Annotated in this window: 23 protein-coding genes; 12 read left to right on the top strand and 11 right to left on the bottom strand. The window is 59.7% G+C overall.

What is annotated here, in order from left to right; all coding sequences use genetic code 11:
• Positions 1-142: 142 nt before the first annotated feature.
• The 3 genes from HV782_RS17545 to HV782_RS17535 are packed head-to-tail and all read right to left on the bottom strand — an operon-like array spanning position 143 to position 2,686.
• Positions 143-772 carry a DNA-3-methyladenine glycosylase family protein gene (locus HV782_RS17545; protein ID WP_128615577.1) on the bottom strand — a complete coding sequence of 210 codons (630 nt, stop codon included), beginning with the start codon at positions 770-772 and terminating at the stop codon, positions 143-145.
• 1 nt (position 773) lies between these two features.
• A complete protein-coding gene (locus HV782_RS17540) occupies positions 774-1,571 on the bottom strand; it encodes an isocitrate lyase/PEP mutase family protein (RefSeq protein WP_123462747.1) in 798 nt (265 codons plus the stop codon).
• A 32-nt stretch (positions 1,572-1,603) separates the two neighbouring features.
• Positions 1,604-2,686: a bifunctional transcriptional activator/DNA repair enzyme AdaA gene (locus HV782_RS17535; protein WP_186744153.1), complete on the bottom strand. Its 1,083-nt coding sequence runs from the start codon at positions 2,684-2,686 to the stop codon at positions 1,604-1,606.
• A gap of 109 nt (positions 2,687-2,795) precedes the next feature.
• Here HV782_RS17535 and HV782_RS17530 point away from each other — a divergent pair, with 109 nt between their 5' ends.
• Positions 2,796-3,209 (top strand): VOC family protein, encoded by a 414-nt coding sequence (locus tag HV782_RS17530; RefSeq protein ID WP_123462751.1) that lies wholly within the window; start codon positions 2,796-2,798, stop codon positions 3,207-3,209.
• On the opposite strand, the gene HV782_RS17525 is transcribed toward HV782_RS17530, so the two are convergent.
• Entirely contained in the window at positions 3,206-3,826 is a 621-nt protein-coding gene (locus HV782_RS17525) for a LysE family translocator (protein WP_186744150.1), read from the bottom strand. The two genes, HV782_RS17530 and HV782_RS17525, sit on opposite strands and share 4 nt — an antisense overlap.
• A gap of 274 nt (positions 3,827-4,100) precedes the next feature.
• Between HV782_RS17525 and HV782_RS17520 the strand changes: the two genes are divergently transcribed.
• From HV782_RS17520 to HV782_RS17510, 3 genes are all read left to right on the top strand, one after another.
• Positions 4,101-4,715, top strand: a complete 615-nt coding sequence (locus tag HV782_RS17520; protein ID WP_186744148.1) for a biliverdin-producing heme oxygenase — start codon at positions 4,101-4,103, stop codon at positions 4,713-4,715.
• Entirely contained in the window at positions 4,712-6,949 is a 2,238-nt protein-coding gene (locus tag HV782_RS17515) for an ATP-binding protein (RefSeq protein ID WP_186744146.1), read from the top strand. Before HV782_RS17520 ends, HV782_RS17515 begins: the two co-directional genes overlap by 4 nt.
• 196 nt (positions 6,950-7,145) lie before the next feature.
• Positions 7,146-7,733 (top strand): LysE family translocator, encoded by a 588-nt coding sequence (locus HV782_RS17510; RefSeq protein ID WP_186744136.1) that lies wholly within the window; start codon positions 7,146-7,148, stop codon positions 7,731-7,733.
• 60 nt (positions 7,734-7,793) lie between these two features.
• On the opposite strand, the gene HV782_RS17505 is transcribed toward HV782_RS17510, so the two are convergent.
• A complete protein-coding gene (locus HV782_RS17505; protein WP_186744134.1) occupies positions 7,794-8,627 on the bottom strand; it encodes an AraC family transcriptional regulator in 834 nt (277 codons plus the stop codon).
• A 34-nt stretch (positions 8,628-8,661) separates the two neighbouring features.
• Positions 8,662-9,165: a VOC family protein gene (locus HV782_RS17500; protein WP_122844415.1), complete on the bottom strand. Its 504-nt coding sequence runs from the start codon at positions 9,163-9,165 to the stop codon at positions 8,662-8,664.
• A gap of 313 nt (positions 9,166-9,478) precedes the next feature.
• Here HV782_RS17500 and HV782_RS17495 point away from each other — a divergent pair, with 313 nt between their 5' ends.
• On the top strand, positions 9,479-9,730 hold the full coding sequence (locus HV782_RS17495) for a transmembrane sensor/regulator PpyR (protein WP_186744132.1): 252 nt from the start codon (positions 9,479-9,481) through the stop codon (positions 9,728-9,730).
• 165 nt (positions 9,731-9,895) lie between these two features.
• Here the strand turns inward: HV782_RS17495 and HV782_RS17490 are convergent, their stop codons facing one another.
• The 3 genes from HV782_RS17490 to HV782_RS17480 form a co-directional block, all read right to left on the bottom strand.
• A complete protein-coding gene (locus tag HV782_RS17490) occupies positions 9,896-10,564 on the bottom strand; it encodes a class I SAM-dependent methyltransferase (protein WP_186744130.1) in 669 nt (222 codons plus the stop codon).
• A 213-nt stretch (positions 10,565-10,777) separates the two neighbouring features.
• Complete coding sequence (locus HV782_RS17485) at positions 10,778-11,143, bottom strand: DUF6124 family protein (protein ID WP_128613803.1); 366 nt, start codon at positions 11,141-11,143, stop codon at positions 10,778-10,780.
• Positions 11,144-11,249: 106 nt separating this feature from the next.
• Positions 11,250-12,391, bottom strand: a protein-coding gene (locus HV782_RS17480; RefSeq protein WP_225931025.1) for an IS3 family transposase whose coding sequence is annotated in 2 segments (ribosomal slippage) — positions 11,250-12,130 and positions 12,130-12,391 — 1,143 coding nt in all. Because the reading frame shifts where the segments join, the coding sequence is not laid out codon by codon here.
• A 746-nt stretch (positions 12,392-13,137) separates the two neighbouring features.
• On the opposite strand from HV782_RS17480, the gene HV782_RS17475 reads away from it, so the two are divergent.
• Complete coding sequence (locus HV782_RS17475; protein ID WP_186748756.1) at positions 13,138-13,530, top strand: GFA family protein; 393 nt, start codon at positions 13,138-13,140, stop codon at positions 13,528-13,530.
• A 170-nt stretch (positions 13,531-13,700) separates the two neighbouring features.
• Here HV782_RS17475 and HV782_RS17470 read toward each other — a convergent pair whose 3' ends face one another.
• Positions 13,701-14,540, bottom strand: coding sequence for an alpha/beta fold hydrolase (locus HV782_RS17470; protein WP_180699112.1), 840 nt, complete (start codon positions 14,538-14,540; stop codon positions 13,701-13,703).
• Positions 14,541-14,805: 265 nt separating this feature from the next.
• Here HV782_RS17470 and HV782_RS17465 point away from each other — a divergent pair, with 265 nt between their 5' ends.
• From HV782_RS17465 to HV782_RS17450, 4 genes are all read left to right on the top strand, one after another.
• Positions 14,806-15,261 carry a (2Fe-2S)-binding protein gene (locus HV782_RS17465; RefSeq protein WP_003224136.1) on the top strand — a complete coding sequence of 152 codons (456 nt, stop codon included), beginning with the start codon at positions 14,806-14,808 and terminating at the stop codon, positions 15,259-15,261.
• 14 nt (positions 15,262-15,275) lie between these two features.
• Entirely contained in the window at positions 15,276-17,438 is a 2,163-nt protein-coding gene (locus HV782_RS17460; RefSeq protein ID WP_186748757.1) for a xanthine dehydrogenase family protein molybdopterin-binding subunit, read from the top strand.
• Between the two features lies 1 nt (position 17,439).
• Complete coding sequence (locus tag HV782_RS17455) at positions 17,440-18,018, top strand: hypothetical protein (protein ID WP_186748758.1); 579 nt, start codon at positions 17,440-17,442, stop codon at positions 18,016-18,018.
• 64 nt (positions 18,019-18,082) lie between these two features.
• The gene (locus HV782_RS17450; RefSeq protein WP_186748759.1) at positions 18,083-19,048 is read left to right on the top strand and encodes a GGDEF domain-containing protein; all 966 of its coding nucleotides are present in this window, start codon (positions 18,083-18,085) and stop codon (positions 19,046-19,048) included.
• Positions 19,049-19,701: 653 nt separating this feature from the next.
• Here HV782_RS17450 and HV782_RS17445 read toward each other — a convergent pair.
• Positions 19,702-20,127 carry a VOC family protein gene (locus HV782_RS17445; protein WP_186748532.1) on the bottom strand — a complete coding sequence of 142 codons (426 nt, stop codon included), beginning with the start codon at positions 20,125-20,127 and terminating at the stop codon, positions 19,702-19,704.
• A gap of 110 nt (positions 20,128-20,237) precedes the next feature.
• On the opposite strand from HV782_RS17445, the gene HV782_RS17440 reads away from it, so the two are divergent.
• Both HV782_RS17440 and HV782_RS17435 read left to right on the top strand, forming a co-directional pair.
• Complete coding sequence (locus HV782_RS17440; RefSeq protein WP_186748533.1) at positions 20,238-21,092, top strand: LysR family transcriptional regulator; 855 nt, start codon at positions 20,238-20,240, stop codon at positions 21,090-21,092.
• A 225-nt stretch (positions 21,093-21,317) separates the two neighbouring features.
• The gene (locus tag HV782_RS17435; RefSeq protein ID WP_186748534.1) at positions 21,318-22,568 is read left to right on the top strand and encodes a hypothetical protein; all 1,251 of its coding nucleotides are present in this window, start codon (positions 21,318-21,320) and stop codon (positions 22,566-22,568) included.
• Positions 22,569-22,596: the final 28 nt, after the last annotated feature.

Here is a 22,596-nt window from a genome sequence, read left to right as displayed (position 1 = left end):
CCGAGATGTCTTGCGTTATCCATCGACCTGAAAAACCGGGTCGATTATGGATTGCCCCATCAAGTCCTGGCGATCATGTATTCAGAGGCGCTATTTCAGGTCGGCGTAAATCTCCAATATCCCCCAATCAGTTCCCTCTCCCTCAGGGTGAGGGCAGCGGTTTCGGCACCCGCCACAAATACCACGCCGCCACCGTCCGATAGGGGCTCCACGCCAGGCCGGTCTCGATCATCTGCCTGCGCGTCGGCTGCACTTCCAGTCCCTTCAGTCGCCGATAACCCTCGCGCACACCAAAGTCATCTGCCGGCAGCACGTCCATGCGCCCCAGGCCGTAGATCAACAACATCTCCACGGTCCAGCGGCCGACGCCGCGCAAACTGACCAGGCGCTCGATCAGCGCTTCGTCCTCCATCACCAGCGCCGTGCTGTAATCCGGTACCACGCCGTCCAGTGTTGCCTGGGCGATCCCTTGAATCGTCGCGATCTTGCCGGCGGAAAACCCGCAACTGCGCAGGCGTTCGAAATCGGTCGCCAGGATCTGTTCAGGTCGCGCAAACGTCTGCCCGGGAAACAGCCCCACCAGCCGCCCGACAATCGCGTCCCCTGCCTTGGCATGCAGTTGCTGATAGGCAATCGCCCGCACCAGCGATTCATAGGGATCGCGTGTCGGGTGCGGTTGGTGCAGGCACGGGCCGATGGCCGCGATATGTCGGTGCCAGTCCGGGTCGAGCGCGGCCAGCAACGCGCTGGCCGCCTGGTAGGTGTCGGGCATGCTATTTCAGCAGGCCGTTGACTTCGCCATAGCTCAACGCCTTGAGACCGTGGGTGTCGAGCTGGCCTGTGGCGAGGAAGCTTTTCACCAGCCCGCCCATTGCGCCGTAGAGGAACTCGGCGATGCCGGAACCGGCGCTCAAGCGGCGCACGCCGAGCGCCTGCAACTCCGAGGGCGACGGCAGGCCAGCGAAGCCGAGCACGTTGACCGGCAATGGCGTGCCCTTGCAGATCGCCTCGATTTCATAAGCTGCCGTCACCCCCGCGGCAAACAAGCCATCGGCGCCCGCCGCTTGATACATTGCGGCGCGCCGCAGGGTTTCGGCAACGCGGTCTTCGGCCGGTACAAGGTTTTTCAGATAAACATCGGTGCGGGCATTGATGAACAGCTGCACATTGCGTTTGTCGGCAACCTGGCGCGCCCGTTCGATCTTGCGTGCCAGCAGCTCGGGCGCTGCCGAACCGTCTTCGATATTGATGCCCACGGCACCCGCCGCGATCACCGCATCGAGCACTTCGGCGACACGGCCGAGGTCATCGGAATAACCGGCTTCGACATCGACGGTCAACGGCACGCTGATTACCCGGACGATGGATTCCACGGTCGACACCAGGCGGTCGAGGGGCAGGGTGTTGCCGTCCGGGTAACCGTGGGCCCAGGCCACCGCCGCACTGCTGGTGGCGATGGCTTTGCCGCCGAGGTGTTCGACCAGTCGTGCGCCGGTGGCGTCAGCGACGTTGGTCAATATCAGCAGCCCTTGCTGGTGCAACTGGTGAAACGGCGTCGCGAGCGCGTTCATCAAAAATCCTTCTTGTCAGTTGATTCGGTTCGTCACAGTGCCAGTTGTTGCGTGAGCTGTACGGCAGCGTTTTCCAGCCTGAGCAGGAACGCCTTGCGCGGCTGCCCTCCACCATAGCCGGTCAGCGAGCCGTCCGCGCCGATCACCCGATGACACGGCACGACAATCGACAGCCGATTGTGCCCGTTGGCCAGACCGACTGCCCGGCTGGCACCGGGTTTGCCCAACCCTGCGGCGATGGCGCCGTAAGTGCTGGTCTGGCCGTAGGGGATTTGTTGCAGTGCCGCCCACACTTGCCGGGCAAAGTCGCTGCCGGGCGCGTGCAGTGGCACGCTGAAGGCGCTCAGCTTGCCGGCGAAATATGCCGCCAGTTGCTCTTCGATCTGCTGCAAATGCGCATTGTGCCCCGGTGCAACCGCGTAGCCATAACGGTGCTGCAGGTCTTCCACTTCGCGGGTCAGCGCCGGGCGGTCGAGAAACTCCAGCAACACCAGCCCACGGCGCTCGGCCATGGCAATCATTGGCCCCAGCGGCGTGGTCAGCCGGGTGAACAGCAGCGGTTCACTCTGGGCGGCGCGGCCGGGGGTGATGTGGAATGACTTCTGGAAGGCATCGCGAAAACCACTGAGTGATTCATAACCGGAATCGAACGCCGCGTGATCAATCGACGTGCCCTGACGGATTCCGCCCAGTGCCACGCCCAGCCGGCGTGTGCGCAACCAGGCGTGGAAGGTCATGCCGAAATGCTGTTTGAACCAGCGCCGCAGTTTCAGCGGCTCGATGCTGTGCGCGAGCAGTTGCGCATCGCTCCAGCGCCGCTCCGGATCGGCGTCCACTGCCTTGAGCAAGCGCTGCACCCAGTCCGGCGCGATGGCTGCTGCGTCCAGCGGTTTGCAGCGCAGGCAGGCGCGGTAGCCGGCCGACAGGCACTCATCGGCATGAGCGAAGAATTCGACATTCTCCGGTTTCGGCTTGCGCGCAGTGCAACTGGGGCGGCAGAAGATCCCGGTGGTTTTCACGGCCGTGAAGAATACGCCTTCGTAGGCGGTATCGCGTTCGAGCATGGCGCGAACCATCTCGGCGTGGGGGGGCAGGACAACGGTCGGTATGTTCATGGCTCGAGAGTAAAACCAGTTTGTCGATGGCTCCACCGAAAAATCGACAGTGAATTTTTTCGATTCTGCACCACAATGACCGGGTCGCTGAATGTGAGGAGCCCAACCCATGCAGCCGTTTTCGATTCAACATATTGATCACATCGTCCTGCGCGTTGCGGATCTGCCGCGCAGCATCGCGTTTTATGGCCAGGTCTTTGGCGCCGACGTGGTCAAGCGCAACGAGCCGCTGGGCCTGGTGCACCTGCGCGCCGGCACCTCGATGATCGACCTCGTCGACCTGGCCGGCGAGATTGGCCGCAAGGGCGGCGGGGCGGCCGGTGCCGAGCGGCGCAACGTTGACCATTTCTGCCTGCGCATCGAGCCGTTCGATGAAGCGGTGCTGATCGCGCACTTGCAATCCTTCGGCCTGACCGTGGCGAAAGCCGAATCACGCTTTGGTGCCGAAGGCAAAGGCCTGTCGCTGTACTGCTTCGACCCGGATGGCAATCAGGTCGAACTCAAAGGCCCGTCCGTGGCTTAAGCCCGTTTCGCCATCAACAGCGCCGAGGCCGCAGCCGACAACAACCCCGCGCAGCAACGATTGAAGATACGTTTGCCGCGCGGCTCGGCGAACCAGCGGCGCATGTGCAGGCCCATGTACGCGTAGGCGCTGATGGCAATCCATTCCAGTAACAGAAACAGCACGCCGAGCACAGCAAATTGCGTCGGCACCGGGCGGGTCGGGTCGACGAACTGCGGCAGAAAGGCCGTGAACAGCAGAATGGCCTTGGGATTGCCCGCTGCCACCAGAAACTCCTGCCGCGCCAACGCGAAGAAGCCCGCTGCTGCACCGGTCACCTGTTGCCCGGCGTCGGGGTTGGCCCGCCACAATTGCCAGGCCAGGTACAGCAGATACGCCGCGCCAATGATCTTGATCGCCTGGAACAGCCATTGCGACGTCTGCAACACCACCGACAACCCGGCGCCGGCCAGCGCAATCATGCCGGCGAACGCCAGAATCCGCCCGATCCCGGCCGTGCAGGCACGGCGAAAGCCGTAATGGGTGGCATTGCTGACCGACAGCAGATTGTTCGGGCCGGGTGCCATGTTCAGGGCGAAACAGGCGGGCAGAAACAGTGACAGCGTGGCGAGGTCCATGGGCGCGGGCTCCAGAAGCGATTGCGGTTTTTTATCACAGGCTGCAAGCGCGCTACCCCATACAGTCAGGCGCCAGAGTCACGGTACAGCGCCCGACGCTCAGTGAATCTTGTCGAACTTTTGTGAATCGTCTGAACTCTGAAAGGTCGGAAGGTGATGGTTTTCGCAGAAAAATCTGCCTGTCCGGTCAGAAAAGGCGATTGCCGTGTAAGCTTTCGTCCCCAGCAGCACACACCCCGCACGGCCCCAGGTGGCCCCACCAAGAGCGATTTACATGCAAGCAAAGGCCCGTGAAGTTTATGTGCCACCGGTGCTGCAAGATCTGCGTGCCGGCACTGCCGAGCTGCACATCGCACTGGAAAAGCGTCTGCCGTTTTTTTCCGATAGCCTCGATATACCTGCGTTCAAGCGCCTGATGTCGGCGTATTACGGCTTTTATGAGCCACTGGAAAGCCTGTTGCAGATCAACGGTTGCGTCCCCGCCGATTTCGATCTCGGCCCACGGCGCAAGACCCCGACGCTGCGCACCGATCTGCAAGCGCTGGGGTGCACTGCCGAAGCGCTCGAACAATTGCCGATGTGCGCTCAATTGCCGGTGATCGACTCCAGCGCCGCCGGCCTCGGTGTGCTCTATGTGCTCGAAGGTGCGACGCTCGGCGGGCAGATCCTGCGCCGGGAAATCGCTACGCGACTTGGCCTGGATGCCTCCAACGGTGCGGCCTTTCTCGATATCTACGGCGCCGCCACCGGTCGCCGCTGGCGGGAGTTCATCGAATACCTGGGCAATCGCCCGATGTGCGCCGAGGAGCGCGCAGCTGTCGTCACGGCGGCACAAACCACATTCAGCTGTTTCGAGCGCTGGCTCGAGCGCCGGGAGGTACTGGCATGACCCCGCAAGACAAAGAAACGTTTGAAGAATTGCTGGCCAACTGCGCCGACGAGCCGATTCGATTCCCCGGCGCGATCCAGCCCCACGGCGTGCTGCTGACCCTCAGCGAGCCGGCGCTGGAGATCATTCAGGTCAGCGCCAACGTTGAATCCATGCTGGCCCGTGCGCCGCAGAGCCTGATCGGCCAGCCACTCGAAAGCCTGATCGGCGCCGCCGAAGCGACGCAAGTGCGCGAGGCCCTGCTGCACCCGGCACTGTCCGACGGACCGCCGCTGCGCTTCCGCGTCAATGGCACCGCGTTCGAAGGTTTGCTGCACCGTCACCAAGGGGTGCTGATTCTGGAACTGGAAATCCACGTCGAAAACTTTCAGCCCCGTAACGTCGCCGGCAAACAGACCCATCTGGGGCGCATGCTTCAGCGCCTGCAAGCGGCCACCACGTTGCAGGCGCTGTATGACATCAGCGTCACGGAAATCCAGGCCATGACCGGTTACGACCGGGTGCTGATCTACCGTTTCGAAGAGGAAGGGCACGGCCAGGTCATCGCCGAAGCCTCCGATCCGTCGATGGAGGTGTTCAACGGCCTGTTCTTCCCGGCTTCGGACATTCCCGAGCAGGCGCGTGAGTTGTACCGCACCAACTGGCTGCGGATCATCCCCAACGCCGATTACCAACCGGTGCCGCTGGTGCCGAAGCTGCGTCCGGACACCGGCACGCCGCTGGACCTGAGTTTCGCCACCCTGCGCAGCGTGTCGCCGATTCACTGCCAGTACATGAAGAACATGGGCGTGCTGTCGTCGATGAGCATTTCCCTGCTCAAGGGCGACCGGCTCTGGGGCCTGATCAGTTGCGGCAATCGCGAGCCGCTGCACGTGCCTCACGAGTTGCGTGCGGCGTGCCAGACCATTGGCCAGGTGCTGTCGCTGCAGATCAGCGCCATGGAAGCGCTGGAGATCAGCCGCCAGCGTGACGAAAAACTCGAGGCGTTGGCGCTGCTCAATCAGGCGATGATCGATTCGCCGCAGAACGTCTTCGACGGTCTGGCCAATCAGCCGCAGGCATTGATGGCGCTGACCAACGCCGGCGGTATTGCGATCATCGAAGACAAACAGTTGCACCGCTACGGCAATTGCCCGGAACCGGACGACATCCGCGCCTTGCACAAATGGTTGCAGGCGTCCGGTGAGCCAGTGTTTGCCAGTCATCACCTGGCCAGCGTTTATCCGCCGGCGGCGCAGTATCAGCAGGTGGCCAGTGGCGTGCTCGCCATGAGCCTGCCGAAACCGGTGGACAACGGCGTGCTGTGGTTCCGCCCCGAGGTCAAGGAAAACATCAACTGGAGCGGAGACCCGCGCAAGCCGCTGGATCTGGAAAACTCCGACGCCGGGTTGCGTCTGCGCCCGCGCACTTCGTTCGAAATCTGGAAAGTCGAGATGGCCGGGATCTCCACCAAGTGGAGCCACGGCGATGTGTTCGCCGCCAACGATCTGCGCCGCTCGGCGCTGGAGAACGATCTGGCCCGGCAAGTGCGCCGAGAGCAGGAAGCGGTGCGCGCTCGCGACGACCTGGTTGCGGTGGTGTCCCACGACCTGCGCAATCCGATGACCGTGATCTCGATGCTCTGCGGCATGATGCAGAAGGCGTTCAGCTCGGATGGTCCGCATACTTCACGGCGGATCTCCACGGCCATCGACACCATGCAGCAGGCTGCCGGACGCATGAACACGTTGCTGGAAGACTTGCTCGATACCTCAAAAATCGACGCCGGGCGCTACTCCATCACCCCGCAGAAACTCGACGTTGGGCAGATGTTCGAAGAGGCGCAGGCGCTGCTTGCACCGTTGGCGCTGGACAAGGACATCAGCATTTCCTTTGCGGCGGACCCGGACCTGCGCATTCATGCCGACCCCGAGCGGCTGTTTCAGGTGCTGTCCAATCTGGTGGGCAACGCGATCAAGTTCACCCCGCGCCTGGGCACGGTGGGCGTACACGCCACCTCCGTTGGCAATCAGATCGTCTTTACCGTGCGTGACAGCGGCGAGGGCATTCCCAAGGAACATCTGCCGCACGTGTTCGACCGCTACTGGACGATGAAGGAAGGCAACCCGACCGGTACCGGCCTGGGCTTGTACATCACCCAGGGCATCGTCGAAGCCCACGGCGGACAAATCGTCGCCGAAAGCGAACCGGGGCAGGGCAGCGAGTTCCGCTTTACCGTGCCGCGCCTGGACTGAACACAGCTTTTATGTGGGAGCGAGCTTGCTCGCGAATGGGGTCGTCCTGGCAATGCAGTGTTGAATGACCCTCCGCTTTCGCGAGCAAGCTCGCTCCCACAAGGGATATGTGTGGCCAGGGGCATTTTCTTCAATACCGGGGGCCGGGCGCTCGATACCGTGTGCACCTTGTTCCTCGATTTGAAGCAGGTGTGCGATGAGTCTGATTGTTTCGATGGCGGCGTTTGCGCTGGCGGCGTCCATCACGCCGGGGCCGGTGAATATTGTGGCGTTGAGTTCCGGGGCGCAGTTCGGTTTTCGTGCCAGTCAGCGGCATGTTGCCGGAGCGACGCTGGGGTTTGTGCTGTTGCTGGTATTGATGGGCCTGGGTTTGCACGAGGTGCTGAAACTCTGGCCATTCCTGACCCGCGTGGTGCAACTGGCCGGCGTGGCGTTTTTGCTGTTCATGGCGTGGAAACTGGCCGTGGATGATGGACAGTTGAACGCCAAGGATTCCGGGCGAGCGCCATCGCTGCTCTATGGCGCGGTGATGCAATGGCTCAACCCGAAAGCCTGGCTGGCGTGTGTCGCGGGCATGGGCGCGTTTGTCGCCGATGGCGAGGCGCGGCTGGTGTGGCAGTTTGCGGCGGTGTATCTGGTGATCTGTTATCTATCGGTGGGCTGCTGGGCGTATGCCGGGACGTTTTTGCGTGGGTATCTGAGCAATGCGACGGGGATGCGCGGGTTCAATCGGGTGATGGCGGGGCTGTTGGCACTGAGCGCAATCTACCTATTGCTACCGTAGACCTTGTAGGCGCGAGCAGGCTCGCTCTCTCAGGAGAAGTGTTGAGTTTCAGAGGCAGCGTCAGCCGCGATATTGGCCGGGCGTCGCCGCCAGATGCTGCTTGAACGCGCGCTGAAAATGCGCCTGATCGGCAAACCCCGCTTCCAGCGCCACATCGGCAATCAACTGCCCGCTGCGCAGGCGCTCGCGGGCGAACTGGATGCGCTGGTTGACCACAAAGGCGTGGGGCGTCATGCCGTAATGCTGTTTAAAGGCGCGGATCAGGTATGACGGGGACAGTTGTGCTGCCGCACAGATGTCGTCGAGGTTGAGCACCTCGGTGCAATGTTCGCGGATGAAATCCGCAGCACGTTCCAGTTTGAAATTTGGCTCGCGCAGAGAGGGGCCGGCGGGGTTCAAACGTAGTTGCAGATCACTGAAAAACTCTACGGCTGCGCTCTGTTTGCGCAGCACATCCTGGTGCGGGTCGATCAACGTTTCATAAAGTCCATTCAGCTCATTGAACAGTGCAGCATCGTCGAGGTGAGTGGTGGAAAAACGCCGAAACTCAAGATCACTGGCAAACCCCAACTGATGCTGCAAATCCGTCAGCCACGGCGTTTCGACGTACAGCATCACGTACGACCACGGCTGATCTTCGATCGGATTGCACGCATGCACATCGCCCGGATTCATCAACACCACCGTGCCCGCCGCCACGTCGAACTGCGCCTGCTCGTGCACATACGTGCTGCGCCCGGCGGTGATCGCGCCGATGGAAAAGTGCGCGTGAGAATGCCGCGCATAACAGACCTCGCGGCCATCGGCGATGGCCCGCGCTTCAATGAAGGGCAGGGCCGCGTCGCGCCAGAAACGCGGGGCTTTTTCAGGGTGTTTGGCGGCAGTGTGTTTCATCGTGGTGTTCCCGGCAGGCCAGCCCCCGAGTGTATTAGCTCTGGCCGGCAAAGGCCCGTTCCAGTTCGGCAATGTCGAGTTTTTTCATCTGGAACATGGCCTGCATCGCGCGCTGCGATTTGGCGGTGTCCGGGTCCAGCATCATGTGCATAAAGGCCACCGGCACGATCTGCCACGACACGCCGAACTTGTCCTTGAGCCAGCCGCATTGCTGGGCTTCGACGGGGCCACCTTCGGACAGGTTGCCCCAGAAATGGTCGACTTCTTCCTGATTCTGGCAGTTGACCTGAAACGAAATCGCCTCGCTGAATTTGAACATCGGCCCACCGTTGAGCCCGGTGAAGGTCTGGCCATCGAGCTCGAAACTGACGGTCATCACCGCACCTTCCGGCTTGCCGTGAAATTCCTGGCCGACCTTGCTGTAGTGGGTCAGACCGGTGATTTTCGAATGATCGAAGATCGAGCAGTAAAACTTCGCGGCGGCTTCGGCCTGATCGTCGAACCACAGGCAGGGCGTGAGTTTTTGAAAGCGTTGCATGGCAGTCATCCTCGGCAGGTTAGACACGCAGGATTTACAGCGTAGTCAGTCCTTGGTCGATTGGCGGTGCCGTAGATCGACAATTGCCGAGCATTGGAAATCCCGACGACGGAGACATCGAGCTGCAGACCGGACTTTCTTATCGTGTCTTTCTGTAGTCGTAATGACAAGGTTTCGGGTCGAATTGACTATGTCCGGCTTGTGTCAAATTGACTCGTTATCGTGCAACTAACTGATTATCTTGAATTAAAAATCTGGCACGAGACTTGAGGTACTCAACTTACCTAAACGAACCGCTCAGGAGTACGCCACCATGCTCACGTTCTTCGAAAGCCCGCTGAACGTTCTGCACCTGTCGAGCAAAATCCTCGTCGCTGGTCTGCTCATGCTGCTGGCCGGCATATATGGCGCGTATCTCTACAAAGGCCACATGCCGATTGCACTGCTGGTGGCGATGCACGCTCTGACCATCCTCGGCCCGACCCTGATCAAGATCGGCTACGTCATGCGCCTGCTGGCGCAGTACCGCGTCCGTGGTCCGCAGATGATCCGGCAAACTGCATAGATCCCACAGGTTTCTGTGGTGCCCACGAATTCCGGGAACAACTGAAATCACTGTGGGAGCTGGCTTGCCAGCGATGGCGGTGGGTCTGGCAGCATTGATGTTGAAAGTTACGGCCTCATCGCTGGCAAGCCAGCTCCCACAATGATGGGTGGTGTTTCTGAAATTTCAGCGGCGCTCGGCAACCATCAGCAACGACTGCGGCAGCTGACTTTGCGGGTGTTGTGGCTCTTGCAGGCTGACGAGTTGGAATCCGGCCATATCAAGTGCATTCAACCAGCTCGACAACGTGCGGAAATACCACGGCATCGGCTGCCACTGGCCCTTGAACCCGGCGAAGGATTCTTCGCGCCAGCCATCCTGATAATCCCCAGCCGCCACAGCCCACGGATGCAGTGTCTGAATGACCAAAACCCCGCCGGGAACAAGCAGCGTATTCATCGCCGCAAGCAGCGGAATAATGTCCTGATGCAGCAATGAAAAATTCGCGCAGATCAGCTCATAGTCACGGCCCACGTCGACCTTCGCCTCGACCAACGCGTCATAACTGGCGACATGCACCCGCGCCGCCCCCGCCAAACGCGCCGCTTCAATAAGCTGCGCATCGCCATCCACACCCACCGTATCAATCCCGCGATCCGCCAGCGCCCGCAACAGCCAGCCTTCACCACAGCCGAGGTCGAGCACACGCTGCGGCTGACGGCCCATGATCGCCAGCAGAATCGCTTGATCGGTAACCTGCTGGCGGCTTTCGATGGCGCCGCTGCGGATCACTTCGATCCAGGCGTCAGCGTTGTCGTGCCAGCTTTGCAAAAGGGTGATTTCGGGGGAGGGCATGTCGGTGTCCCAACTGGGAAAAAAATCAGTATGGACGCTGTAGTGTGCGCTTGTGCATTTTGATCTCCCGTCAGGTGGGAGAACAGCAAGAGAGCTGACTAGTGGGGGCTAGACGGGTAAATCGGGATGGCTTGATGAGTTCTGCTCATCAAACGACCGAGGGGCAGAGTGAAAGTGAGGGGGAGAGGACCCCTCACTCATTCCGTGTGTTGACTACTGCGGGATGCGCAGCTTGTCCAGCAGTCGGTTGACCAACAGCTCGTTCAGCATGATCACCTGTTGCAGCGCCAGCAGTGGTTTGCGCTCCGGGCCGCCTATCGAGTTGGCGAGGTTACCGGCCATGGAGTGGGCGTATGAAAGCGACTCACAGGCTTCGACCAGCAGGGTTTCTTCATCTAGCGTGGGGTCGACCAAATAGACCGGGCGAAACTTGGGTGAGCTTGGTGGGGCCCCCAGTGCTTCAGGTCGCAGGTAGTAGTCGAGGGCGCGGTCGGTGGCTTCTTTGACCTTTTGCGGGTCAAGCGCGGGGTCGTGAGGGATTGGATCGGTGTCTGGAGGATTGGGTGTGATTTTGAACATGGATGAAACTCCCACTTAGCAATTTAAGGAGCCATCGCGCTCGCTACCAAACGAGGGTTGATCTGGTCAAACGATCCTGGACACAGTTATAGGGTTTTATCCCTTTTCATGCCGCCAGGGCTTCCATGTCTACCGGAGTTCGGTAGCCGTTGTGACTGTGTAGCCTGATCCGATTGTAATAGTGGGTCAGGTAGCGCAGCACATCGCTACTGGCTTCATCTTCGTTTCGATAACCGACCTTGGGTATCCATTCAGATTTCAAACTGCCAAAGAAACGTTCCATCGGAGCGTTATCCCAGCAGTTTCCTCGTCGACTCATGCTTTGTTTTATTCGCATCTCCGACAGCGTTTCTCGGAACATTTTGCTGCTGTAATGACAACCCTGATCCGAATGGAACATCAAGTTTTCAGGGCGTCCTCGCGACTCGAAAGCCATCCTCAACGCTTTACAGGTCAGAGCCGAATCGGGACTTCTGGATATCGCCCAACCGACGACGCGTCGGGCATGCAGGTCTAGTACCGCAGCCAGATAAACCCAGTAAGTACCGGCCCAAATGTAAGTCACATCGCCACACCACACTTGATTGGGCGCCTCAACGTTGAATTTACGCTCCAAATGATTGGGGGCGTATTGAGCCTCTGCGCCGCTAGGTTTGTAACGATGTCTGCGTCGTTGCTGGCTCTTCAATCCGATCTCGAGCATCAGGCTACGAGCCATGTAACGACCTACCGACTCCTTTTCGTTACACAACGCCTTTGACAGGCTGCGCGCGCCCATTGAACCGCGACTTTGCTTATGTAATTCAGCAGCCTTGATCTTGAGGCGCTCGCGCTCGGCATCCACTTTTGTCCGCTGTTTCAGACGCTCGTAATAACTGCTGCGGTTGATACCAAACACGCCACACAACTCGGATCTTGGATATTGCTCGCTTAATTCCTCGACCAGCCTTACTGATCGAGGGAATCCGACATCAAGAGAGCCGTAGCCTTTTTTAAGATTTCCTTCTCTCGCTCAATCCGTCGGATTTTTGCTTCCAGTTCTTGGATGCGTTGTTGGTCAGGAGTCATGGCCTTGGACTTCTCAGGCGTCTTACCGTTGCGCTCAGCTCGCAACTGCTCAACCCAGCGACGCAGTGCTGTAGGTCCGACGCCCATTGCTTCGCAGGCTTCACTCACCGAATAGTCTTTATCCAAAACCAGGCAAGCCGCATCCCGTTTGAAATCTGTCGAAAAATATCGTCTAGTCAAATGCCACCTCTTCGCTGGGCGTAGATTACCGCCCTTTAAGGGTGTCCAGAATCATTAAGCCAGATCAGGTGGTGGCCATGCGCAGGTTGGTAGACCGGTCTAAGCGGGAAAACCCGGCGCTCCCGAAGGAGCCCCACGCATGGCCACCATATAATTCGAGTTCCCAAAAGGGACCGAACAAGGTGTAGCCATGACGCTTAGAGACGGGCTACCAAACCCGATCACTGTTTTGCAGTGACAGGCAAACGATATAGCCCGGCCCATAGCCGTGTAAGCCGGCGGATTCTGGCGTACGCGTAGGTAACGGCGCAAGGTGTTGTAGGGAGGATGGCGTAACGGTTTGTGTGCTTTAAACGCGATAACCGGATGACGTTTGCACATGAGCAATGTCGGTTGGTGGCGGCTTTCGGTTTTGCGTGAGTCTGTGAGATTTTTCCCCCTCACCCCAGCCCTCTCCCCCAAGGGGGCGAGGGGGAAAGGGAGCCGATCTTTGTGCTCTTCAAACCTGAGTTCGACGCGGTATTTCAAGTCGGTGCAACTTGCACATTCAGCGCGGTCAGTTCCCTCTCCGCCAAAGGGGCCGAGGGGGAAGGGAGCGGATCTCCATGTAATCCAGAGCCCGAGTTCAACTCGATATTTCAGGTCGGCGTATTCCGAGCAAACAACTCGGTCAGTTCCCTCTCCCTCCGGGAGAGGGTTAGGGTGAGGGCTGTCGGTAATTTCAAATTCTGAAGAGGAGGTGTGACATGAATCGATTGACTGGCGGTTGCCTATGCGGTGATGTCCGTTTCGAAGTGACAGGTCAGCCCTACCGCGTCGGCATCTGCCACTGCCTCGACTGCCGCAAGCGCCACGGCGCACTATTCGGCACCTCGGCCATATTCCCCGAGGATGCGTTGACCGTCACCGGCGAAACCCACGACTACAACGGGCGCTTTTTCTGCCCGCGCTGCGGTTCTCCGGTGTTCACGCGTTCCGAAGATGAAGTAGAGGTCAACGTCGGATCGCTCGATGAGCCTAATCAGTTCAAACCTACCTACGAACTCTGGACCATCCGCCGCGAGTCGTGGCTACCGGCGCTGCCACTGGCTCACCACTACGAGCGTGATCGCGAGAGCACGGAGCGTACAGAGGAGTAGAGGGGGCAGAAAACTTGTGGGACTTGGAATGGAGTGAGGATTTTTGGCATGTCACATAGTCCCTGTGGGAGCGAGCTTGCTCGCGAAGGCGTCGTGTCAGTCGACATCAATATTGAAAGTAATGACGCTTTCGCGAGCAAGCTCGCTCCCACAGGGTGCAGTACATAAACTTACAGATCTTCACCGCGAATAAACGCCAGCAGATCCGCGTTAATCGTCTCGGCCTCGGTCGTCGGCATCCCGTGCGGAAACCCCGGATACGATTTCAGCGTGCCATTGGGCAGCAACTTCGCCGACAACGGCCCCGAGTCCGCATACGGCACAATCTGATCATCCTCGCCATGCATCACCAGCACCGGCACCGTGACCTTCTTCAAGTCCTCGGTGAAATCGGTCTGCGAAAACGCCACGATCCCGTCGTAATGCGCCTTGGCGCCGCCGATCATGCCCTGACGCCACCAGTTGGCAATAATCCCCTCCGAAGGCGTGGCGCCCGGCCGGTTGTAGCCATAGAACGGCCCGGTCGGAATGTCCCGATAGAACTGCGCCCGGTTCGCCGCCAGTTGTGCCTGGAAATCATCGAACACCGATTTCGGCAAACCACCCGGATTGCTCTCGGTTTGCACCATCAGCGGCGGCACCGCACTGATCAGCACACCTTTGGCGACGTTGGCCTGGCCATGCCGGGCAATGTAATGAATCACCTCACCACCACCGGTCGAGTGACCGACATGCACGACGTTCTTCAGGCCCAGATGATTAACCACAGCCAGCGTATCGTCGGCGTAATGATCCATGTCGTGCCCGTCCCAGACCTGACTCGAACGCCCGTGCCCTCGGCGATCATGGGCAACCACCCGGAAGCCTTTGCCCAGGAAGAACAGCATCTGCGCATCCCAGTCATCGGAACTGAGCGGCCAGCCGTGATGGAAGTGGATCACCGGCGCGTCTTTCGGGCCCCAGTCCTTGTAGAAGATTTCGACGCCGTCTTTGCTGGTGACAAATCCCATGTTCGCTACTCCAGACCAATGTGATGGATAACCCGCGCGGCAAGCGCGGACCGGTTTTGCTCATGATGGATTTCTGCTGCGCAGGCTCAGTGCGAGCCGTTATCAACTGTAGGATCAAAGTCGACCGTTGCATGACCGGTGGTCGCAACATCTGGCTTGAAGCGCAATTTAGGCTTTGCTGAAAGGGAAAAGCCGAGGCGTGCGTAGGCATCTGCTGCCACAGCGACGCCCCTTCAGAACACCGTGAGTCTGAGGAAATCCCCCGATGCTGACCCTGAATATCAATGGCAAGGATCAGGAGCTCGATGTCCCGGCGGACATGCCGTTGCTCTGGGTCCTGCGCGATGTCGCGCACCTGACCGGTACCAAATTCGGCTGTGGCATGGCCCAGTGCGGCGCGTGCACCGTGCACGTCGATGGGGCGCCGTTGCGCGCCTGCATCACGCCCGCCACCGCCGTGGCCCACGGCCAGAAAATCCTCACCATCGAAGGGCTGTCCACCGACGGTTCGCACCCGGTGCAACAAGCCTGGGCCGAACTCGACGTGGTGCAGTGCGGTTACTGCCAGTCGGGGCAGATCATGTCTGCCGCAGCCTTATTGGCAAAAATCCCCAAACCCACCGACAGCGATATCGATCAGGCGCTCTCCGGCAATATCTGCCGCTGCGGCACCTATCCGCGAATCCGAGCGGCCGTGAAACGTGCGTCCGAGATTGGCTGATTGGGAGATAGACGATGAACAGTCCTGTATCGCGTCGGGGTTTTCTCAAGGGCAGCGCCATGTTGGGCGGTGGCCTGGTGGTAGCGTTTGTCGTGCCCGGCGCCCATAAGTTTGCCTTCGCGGCAGAGAATGAAGGCAAGGTCTTCGCGCCAAATGCGTTCTTGCGCATTGCCGCAGACAACAGCGTCACCGTGTTGCTCGGCCATTCGGAAATGGGCCAGGGCATCTGGACCGGCCTGACCATGTTGATTGCCGAAGAGCTGGACGCCGACTGGTCGACAATCCGCGTCGAACATTCACCGGCCTCGGCGGCGGATTACGGCATGCCGGCGTTTGGCGGCATGCAGATTACCGGTGGCTCGACATCGACGTGGATGGAGTTCGACCGCTATCGTCTGGCTGGCGCCACGGCGCGGCAGATGTTGGTCGAGGCGGCGGCCAAGCGTTTCGACGTCGCGCCTTCAGCGATTCGCACCGAATCGGGTGTGGTCATCGCTGGCGATAAACGCGCGACGTACGGCGAACTGGCTGACGCGGCCGGGCAACTGCCGGTGCCGGACCCGAAGTCGATCACCTTCAAGGACGCCAAGGACTGGAAGGTCATCGGCAAACCGACCAAACGCCTCGACACCCCGGAGAAAATCACCGGCCGCGCCAAATTCGGCATGGACGTGCAGTTCGAAGGCTTGATGACGGCGATGGTTGCCCGTGCGCCAGTATTCGGCGCGACGGTCAAATCCTTCGAAGGCGCTGAAGCGCTGGCCGTGCCGGGCGTGCACAAAGTGGTGCAGGTGCCCACCGGCGTGGCAGTGATTGCCGAGCATTACTGGGCGGCGAAACTCGGGCGGGACGCGTTGAAGGTCGACTGGAACCTGGGGCCGCACACCGATCTGAGCAGCGCAACCCTGCTGGAGAGTTTCCGCAAACTGGCCGCCACGCCGGGGACTTCGGCGACTCAGGCCGGAGACGCCAAGGGCCGTTTCGGCAAGGCGGTGAAGAAGATCGACGTTGAGTACAGCGTGCCGTATCTGGCTCACGCGCCGATGGAACCGTTGAACTGTACGGTGAAGATCAGCGCCGAGAAGTGCGAGATCTGGACTGGAACGCAGTTTCAGACGCTCGATCAAATGGTCGCCGGCAAGATCACCGGGCTGAAACCGGAGCAGGTCGAGATTCACACCGAATTCCTGGGCGGTGGTTTCGGGCGCCGGGCCAACCCAACGTCTGACTTCGTCGCCGAAGCGGTGCAAGTGGCGAAAGCCGCCGCCATGCCGGTGAAAACCGTGTGGTCGCGGGAGGATGATATTCGCGGTGGTTACTACCGTTCGATGTTTCTGCATCAGGCACGGATCGGCCTCGGCGCCGATGGCCTGCCGTCGAGCTGGCAGCATGTGCTGGTCGGGCAGTCGATTATGGCCGGCACCCTGCTGGAAGCGACGATGGTCAAGAATGGCATCGACGCGACCTCGGTCGAAGGCGTGGCCGACAGTCCCTATATCAAGGGGCTGGCCGATCATCAGGTCGATCTGCATTCGCCGCAGACTTGCATCAACGTGCTCTGGCTACGATCGGTGGGGCATAGCCATACCGCGTTTGTCATGGAATCGCTGATTGATGAAATGGCCACAGCGGCCGGCAAGGATCCGGTCGAGTACCGGCGCACATTGCTCAAGGAACACCCTCGGCATCTTGGCGTGTTGAACCTGGCGGTGGAGAAGGCCAACTGGAAAGCGCCGTTGCCGGACGGTCACGCGTTGGGCGTCGCGGTACATGAGTCATTCGGCAGTTACGTGGCGCAGGTCGCGGAGGTGTCTCAGGACAATCTGGCGATTCGCGTGCATCGCGTGGTCTGCGCCGTGGACTGCGGAATTGCGGTGAATCCACAGAGCATCGCCGCGCAGATGGAGTCGTGCATCACCTTCGGCCTGGGCATGGCGCTGCACAGCAAACTGACGCTCAAGGACGGCGCGGTCGTGCAATCCAACTATCACGATTATCAGGTGCTGCGGCTCAACGAGATGCCGGTGGTGGAAGTGCACATCGTGCCCAGCAGCGACAAACCCGGCGGCATCGGCGAGGCCGGTGTGCCGCCGACCGCGCCAGCCGTGGCCAATGCGGTGTTCGCCCTGACCGGGCAACGCCTGCGCGAGTTGCCGCTGCAACTGTCGGGGGTGTGAGATGAAACGACATCTGTTGTTGGGCTCGGTGATCCTGTTGGGGCTGGGTGGTTATGCCTCTGAGCTGTTCGCCGACGATCAGGAAGCACTGAAGGCGTTCGGCACCGTGCAGAAAGTCTTTCAGAGCCCGCGTTGCCAGAACTGCCACATCCCCGGTGATTCGCCATTGCAGTTCGACGCCGGCATTCCCCATGCGATGAACGTGGTGCGCGGCATGGACGGCAAGGGTGCGGCTGGTTTGCCCTGTGCAACCTGTCACGCGGAAAACAATCCGCCGGCCAGTTACGGCCCGCATGCGCCACCGGGGGCACCGCACTGGAGCCTGCCGCCGGCGGCGCACAAAATGGCCTGGATCGGCCTGCCGCCGGACAAGCTCTGCGCGATGATCAAGGATCGCTCGAGCAATGGCGATCGCGACTTTGCTGCGCTGATCAAGCATGTCAGCGAAGACAAACTGGTGCTGTGGGGCTGGAATCCCGGAGCAGGGCGCGCGCCGGTGCCAGTGCCGCACGATATTTTCGTGACGCAATTCAAGCTCTGGGCCGATGCGGGCGGGCCTTGTCCGGTGGCGGGGATCTGATGAAGTGAACCTCTCGGTGAATTAGCGCTACGCTTAAAAGCATTGTTGCCAATGGAGTGTGCTGATGCTGGTTCCAGGAAAACCTGCGAATGAAACGGCGCGAGTTCAGGCGCTGCACGGTCTTGAACTGCTCGATTCCGCCCCTGAAGAGCGTTTCGATCGACTGACACGGTTGGCGAGACGCCTGTTCAATGTGCCGATTGCACTGGTGACGCTGGTCGACACCAATCGGCAGTGGTTCAAATCGTGTGTGGGGCTGGATGTCAGAGAGACGCCGAGGGATGTTTCATTCTGCGGCCATGCGATTCTTAACGACGGCCTGTTGTTGGTGCCGGACGCCCGCGAAGATGTGCGCTTCCATGACAACCCGCTGGTGACGGGCGCGCCGCACATTCGCTTCTACGCCGGTTACCCTTTGACCGTGCCCAACGGCAATAAAATGGGCACGCTGTGCCTGATCGACACCAAGCCCCGCGACCTCGACGCGGAAGAGCGCGCGTTGTTGCGGGATCTGGCGGAAATGGCCGAGCAAGAGCTGGCCGCTGTGCAGGTCGCGAGCATGGATGAATTGACGTTGCTGTCCAATCGCCGTGGTTTCAAGCAACTGGCGCAGCACGCGCTGGACGCCTGCGCGCGGATAAAGCGCCCGGCGACCTTGCTGTTTTTCGACCTTAATGACTTCAAACAGATCAACGATCTGTATGGGCATGCCGAGGGTGACAGTGCGCTGAAGACCTTTGCCGACGTGCTGCGCATCGCCTTTCGCGAGAGTGATGTGGTCGGGCGTTTGGGCGGGGATGAGTTTGTCGCGCTGCTGACCGGCTCCAGCCATATCGAAACCACAGCGATCATGGCGCGGCTCAAGGATATTCTCGAAGAGCGTAATGCCACGTTGCACCGGGGCTATGCGATTCGCTTCAGTGTCGGGCAGATCGAATACGACGCTGAGCGCCATGAGACCGTGGATCGGCTGCTGGCGGATGCTGATAGTGCGATGTATGTGCACAAGCAGGCCTTGAAGCGTTGTTGATTCGGGCCTCATCGCTGGCAAGCCAGCTCCCACAGGGATCTGCAGTGAACCGGGATTTTGTGAGCACCCGAGAAAGCTGTGGGAGATGGCTTGCCAGCGAAGGCGTCCGGTCAGGCACATCTCTGTTGAATGTGCTGGCCTCTTCGTGAGCAAGCTCACTCCCACAGGTACCCTCGGTGTTCAGAAAATCCCGGTTCACCGCAGATCCATGTGGGAGCGAGCTTGCTCGCGAAGGCGTCCGGTCAGGCACATCTCTGTTGAATGTGCTGGCCTCTTCGTGAGCAAGCTCACTCCCACAGGTACCTTCGGTGTTCAGAAAATCCCGGTGCACCACAAATCCATGTGGGAGCGAGCTTGCTCGCGAAGGCGTCCGGTCAGGCACATCTCTGTTGAATGTGCTGGCCTCTTCGTGAGCAAGCTCACTCCCACAGGTACCCTCGGTGTTCAGAAAATCCCGGTGCACCGCAGATCCATGTGGGAGCGAGCTTGCTCGCGAAGGCGTCCGGTCAGGCACATCTCTGTTGAATGTGCTGGCCTCTTCGTGAGCAAGCTCACTCCCACAGGTACCCTCGGTGTTCAGAAAATCCCGGTTCACCGCAGATCCCGGTGGGCGCTAGTCTGCTAGCGAATGCGTCAGCCCGAACAATACAAATCTATTTGGCAAACAACTGCCCAATATCCTTGAACGCCTTGAACTCCAGCGCATTGCCGCACGGGTCAAACAAAAACATCGTCGCCTGTTCCCCCACCAAACCCTGAAAGCGAATCCCCGGCTCAATCACAAATTTCGTTTCCAGCGACTGCAAGCGCTCGGCCAGCGCCTCCCATTCCTGCATCCCCAACACCACGCCAAAATGCGGCACCGGCACGTCATGCCCGTCGACGGCGTTGGTGTGCGCGGCTTCCTGCGAGGCGTTTTTCGGCGCCAGGTGAATCACCAGTTGATGACCAAAGAAGTTGAAATCGACCCAGTGCTCACTGGAGCGACCTTCTTCCAGACCAAACACCTCGCGGTAAAAGTGCCGTGCGGCGTCAAGGTCATACACCGGAATGGCCAGATGAAAAGGGCTGAGCTGCATAGTGGGATTCTCGATCAGGTTCGGTTGACTGAGTTTAGTGCTGTGAAATGTGATTGAAAGACGATAGTTTTTGTAGCGAGCTCAAATTATTTCGATCAATCGAGGTGTGCATGCTGCGCGAACTCAAAACCTTTCTCGCGGTGGCACGCCACGGCACGTTTGCGGCCGCGGGTTTGCATATTGGCCTGACGCAGTCGGCGGTCAGTGCGCAGATCCGCAACCTCGAAAACGCCTTGGGCATTCGCCTGTTCGATCGCACCGGTCGGCAGGCGACGCTCAATGCGGCGGGGCAGCGGGCGTTGCCGATGGCGCAGGAAATGCTCGCGATCTTCAGCCGCATGGCGGTGGACGACGCGGTCAGCGAGTTTCGCGGCGAGCTGAAAATCGGTGCAGTGGCCACTGCGCAAACCGGCCTGTTGCCGCAAGCCTTGTTGCGTTTGCGCCAGCAGGCACCGGGGCTGGAGCCAAAACTGGTGCCGGGCGTGTCGTTGAATCTGTTGAGTCAGGTCGATGCCGGCGAAGTTGATTTGGCGATCATGATCAAGCCACCGTTCGAGTTGCCCAAGGAGTTGTCGGCGCAGGTGATCCGGCGTGAGCCGTTTGTGTTGATCGTGCCGCCGCAGGTCGATGGCGACGATCCGCTGCGGTTGCTCGCCGAACGGCCGCATGTGCGCTACGACCGCAATTCTTTCGGAGGGCGATTGGTGACGCGGTTTCTGCGGGAGCAGCGCATAGAGGTCAACGTAGCGCTGGAGCTGGATGAGCTGGAGGCGATCGTGAAAATGGTCGAGTCGGGGCTGGGCGTTTCGTTGTTGCCCAGGGCCGGACTGTGGCTGGAGCATCCGCTCAAGGTCAGGGTAATCGAGTTGGGTGAGCTGACGTTCTACCGCGAGATGGTCCTGCTGCAGCGCTATAGCCAGCGCAATCAACCGATTCAAAAGCTGTTCGCCCAGTGCCTGGAATAACCCCCCCAATCCTCCCTGTGGGAGCGGGAGCGCACAAAAAAGCCAGGGCTGCCGAGACACTGATTTGGCTCGTAAAGACTATGGCACTGTCATTTCTGACAGGTGTTTCGCGGTAGGGCGGCGTGTGACAGTAGCTCGCGCGTTTCGAACTGCTGCCTCAAGACTTTCAGATACGCCATTCGCGCAAAGCATTACAGGCAGCGTCTTTCTCAAAGGATGAACCACATGAACAGTCAAGATGGCGCTTCTTCTGTCAACAATGCCGGCGATCTCGATCCAACATTCGGCGTGGACGGTGTTGTAAACGTTCCCATTGCTTCAGGCACCCTCCGGTGCATGGTGGAGGATAACCAGGGCTCTATTGTCCATGGTCTGTGGGTCGGTAACGAAATGTGGTTTTACCGGATTTTCGCCAACGGCAGCCAGGATCTGCAGTTTGGCAGCGACGGGGTCACCCGGTGGGAGTTTGCGCCCGGCAAGCTATCGGTCCCCGTTCAGTTACTCCAACAGGCGGATGGAAAATATGTGGTGATCGGAGCGCTTCGCGACGATCGCTCTGATCAACGACCCAAAGTTGCCATTACCCGATTCAACAGCAATGGAACCCCGGATCTGGTCTTCGGTAACAAGATTCTGCCGTTGCCGGCACAAAACAATCTGTTCACCGAGTTCCCTTCGTACGGATGTTTACAGGCCGACGGGAAAATCCTGGTTGCGGCGTCGTATACCTTGGTCGATGGACAAGACCAATTGGTGCTCAGGGGCAGCCGACTTTATCGACTTCAGGCCAATGGCGAGGCCGATCTGGAATTTGGCGGTGGGCGCGGCTTTGTCGAGGTGCTCATGAACGGGCAGAACACTGAAGTTAAAAGCGTGGTCGTGACCCGCGACGGGAAGATTGTTGTGGGCGGAACCACCGAGCGGGTGCGGGTGGGTTCATATGATCGAAAGCAATCAGTCGCCCGGTTTTTGTCAAATGGTGCACTCGACGATACCTTTGGCAGGAACGGCTACTGGGAAGCCGATGGCAACAACGTGATGGGGCGTGTCATTTTTCTTGAAGACAAGCTCATTGTGGTGGGACATGAAGTTGTCAAGCCCAGCGGGTATCGGGTATGTGTCTCCAGGCTGACAGCCGATGGTGAATTTGATCCGACGTTCAATAACGGGATCAGACTGTTGACTGATGTGCCCATGGATGTTCCGGGCTATGTCCTCATATGCAATGCAGTTGCCTTGCAGGCGGATGGAAAAATCATTGCTGCCGGTTACGCCGGGTTCGCCGCACGTGCCTACTGGTTACGGGTCCAGACCAATGGCCAGCTTGATCCGGACTTCGGAGATCAAGGCTTGCATGTGCATGAGCCTTCTAACCTGATGGGTGGGGTGCTGGTTCAAACCACTACGGGAAGAGTCCTCGCCGCCATCGACTCAGCTGTTGCTCCCGCTCCGAGAATCCTCGGCATTCTTGCTTGAAGTTCTTTTGCTTCAACCCATAAAAAAC

Origin of the sequence: Pseudomonas monsensis (genome assembly GCF_014268495.2) — a bacterium.
Taxonomy (GTDB): domain Bacteria; phylum Pseudomonadota; class Gammaproteobacteria; order Pseudomonadales; family Pseudomonadaceae; genus Aquipseudomonas; species Aquipseudomonas monsensis.
This window is presented reverse-complemented; position numbering and strand designations above follow the sequence as displayed.

Excerpts from the sequence above, each read along its gene's own strand:
- HV782_RS17545 (WP_128615577.1), bottom strand. The coding sequence starts at position 772 with ATGCCCGACACCTACCAGGCGGCCAGCGCGTTGCTGGCCGCGCTCGAC.
- HV782_RS17540 (WP_123462747.1), bottom strand. The coding sequence starts at position 1,571 with ATGAACGCGCTCGCGACGCCGTTTCACCAGTTGCACCAGCAAGGGCTG.
- HV782_RS17535 (WP_186744153.1), bottom strand. The coding sequence starts at position 2,686 with ATGAACATACCGACCGTTGTCCTGCCCCCCCACGCCGAGATGGTTCGC.
- HV782_RS17530 (WP_123462751.1), top strand. The coding sequence starts at position 2,796 with ATGCAGCCGTTTTCGATTCAACATATTGATCACATCGTCCTGCGCGTT.
- HV782_RS17525 (WP_186744150.1), bottom strand. The coding sequence starts at position 3,826 with ATGGACCTCGCCACGCTGTCACTGTTTCTGCCCGCCTGTTTCGCCCTG.
- HV782_RS17520 (WP_186744148.1), top strand. The coding sequence starts at position 4,101 with ATGCAAGCAAAGGCCCGTGAAGTTTATGTGCCACCGGTGCTGCAAGAT.
- HV782_RS17515 (WP_186744146.1), top strand. The coding sequence starts at position 4,712 with ATGACCCCGCAAGACAAAGAAACGTTTGAAGAATTGCTGGCCAACTGC.
- HV782_RS17510 (WP_186744136.1), top strand. The coding sequence starts at position 7,146 with ATGAGTCTGATTGTTTCGATGGCGGCGTTTGCGCTGGCGGCGTCCATC.
- HV782_RS17505 (WP_186744134.1), bottom strand. The coding sequence starts at position 8,627 with ATGAAACACACTGCCGCCAAACACCCTGAAAAAGCCCCGCGTTTCTGG.
- HV782_RS17500 (WP_122844415.1), bottom strand. The coding sequence starts at position 9,165 with ATGCAACGCTTTCAAAAACTCACGCCCTGCCTGTGGTTCGACGATCAG.
- HV782_RS17495 (WP_186744132.1), top strand. The coding sequence starts at position 9,479 with ATGCTCACGTTCTTCGAAAGCCCGCTGAACGTTCTGCACCTGTCGAGC.
- HV782_RS17490 (WP_186744130.1), bottom strand. The coding sequence starts at position 10,564 with ATGCCCTCCCCCGAAATCACCCTTTTGCAAAGCTGGCACGACAACGCT.
- HV782_RS17485 (WP_128613803.1), bottom strand. The coding sequence starts at position 11,143 with ATGTTCAAAATCACACCCAATCCTCCAGACACCGATCCAATCCCTCAC.
- HV782_RS17475 (WP_186748756.1), top strand. The coding sequence starts at position 13,138 with ATGAATCGATTGACTGGCGGTTGCCTATGCGGTGATGTCCGTTTCGAA.
- HV782_RS17470 (WP_180699112.1), bottom strand. The coding sequence starts at position 14,540 with ATGGGATTTGTCACCAGCAAAGACGGCGTCGAAATCTTCTACAAGGAC.
- HV782_RS17465 (WP_003224136.1), top strand. The coding sequence starts at position 14,806 with ATGCTGACCCTGAATATCAATGGCAAGGATCAGGAGCTCGATGTCCCG.
- HV782_RS17460 (WP_186748757.1), top strand. The coding sequence starts at position 15,276 with ATGAACAGTCCTGTATCGCGTCGGGGTTTTCTCAAGGGCAGCGCCATG.
- HV782_RS17455 (WP_186748758.1), top strand. The coding sequence starts at position 17,440 with ATGAAACGACATCTGTTGTTGGGCTCGGTGATCCTGTTGGGGCTGGGT.
- HV782_RS17450 (WP_186748759.1), top strand. The coding sequence starts at position 18,083 with ATGCTGGTTCCAGGAAAACCTGCGAATGAAACGGCGCGAGTTCAGGCG.
- HV782_RS17445 (WP_186748532.1), bottom strand. The coding sequence starts at position 20,127 with ATGCAGCTCAGCCCTTTTCATCTGGCCATTCCGGTGTATGACCTTGAC.
- HV782_RS17440 (WP_186748533.1), top strand. The coding sequence starts at position 20,238 with ATGCTGCGCGAACTCAAAACCTTTCTCGCGGTGGCACGCCACGGCACG.
- HV782_RS17435 (WP_186748534.1), top strand. The coding sequence starts at position 21,318 with ATGAACAGTCAAGATGGCGCTTCTTCTGTCAACAATGCCGGCGATCTC.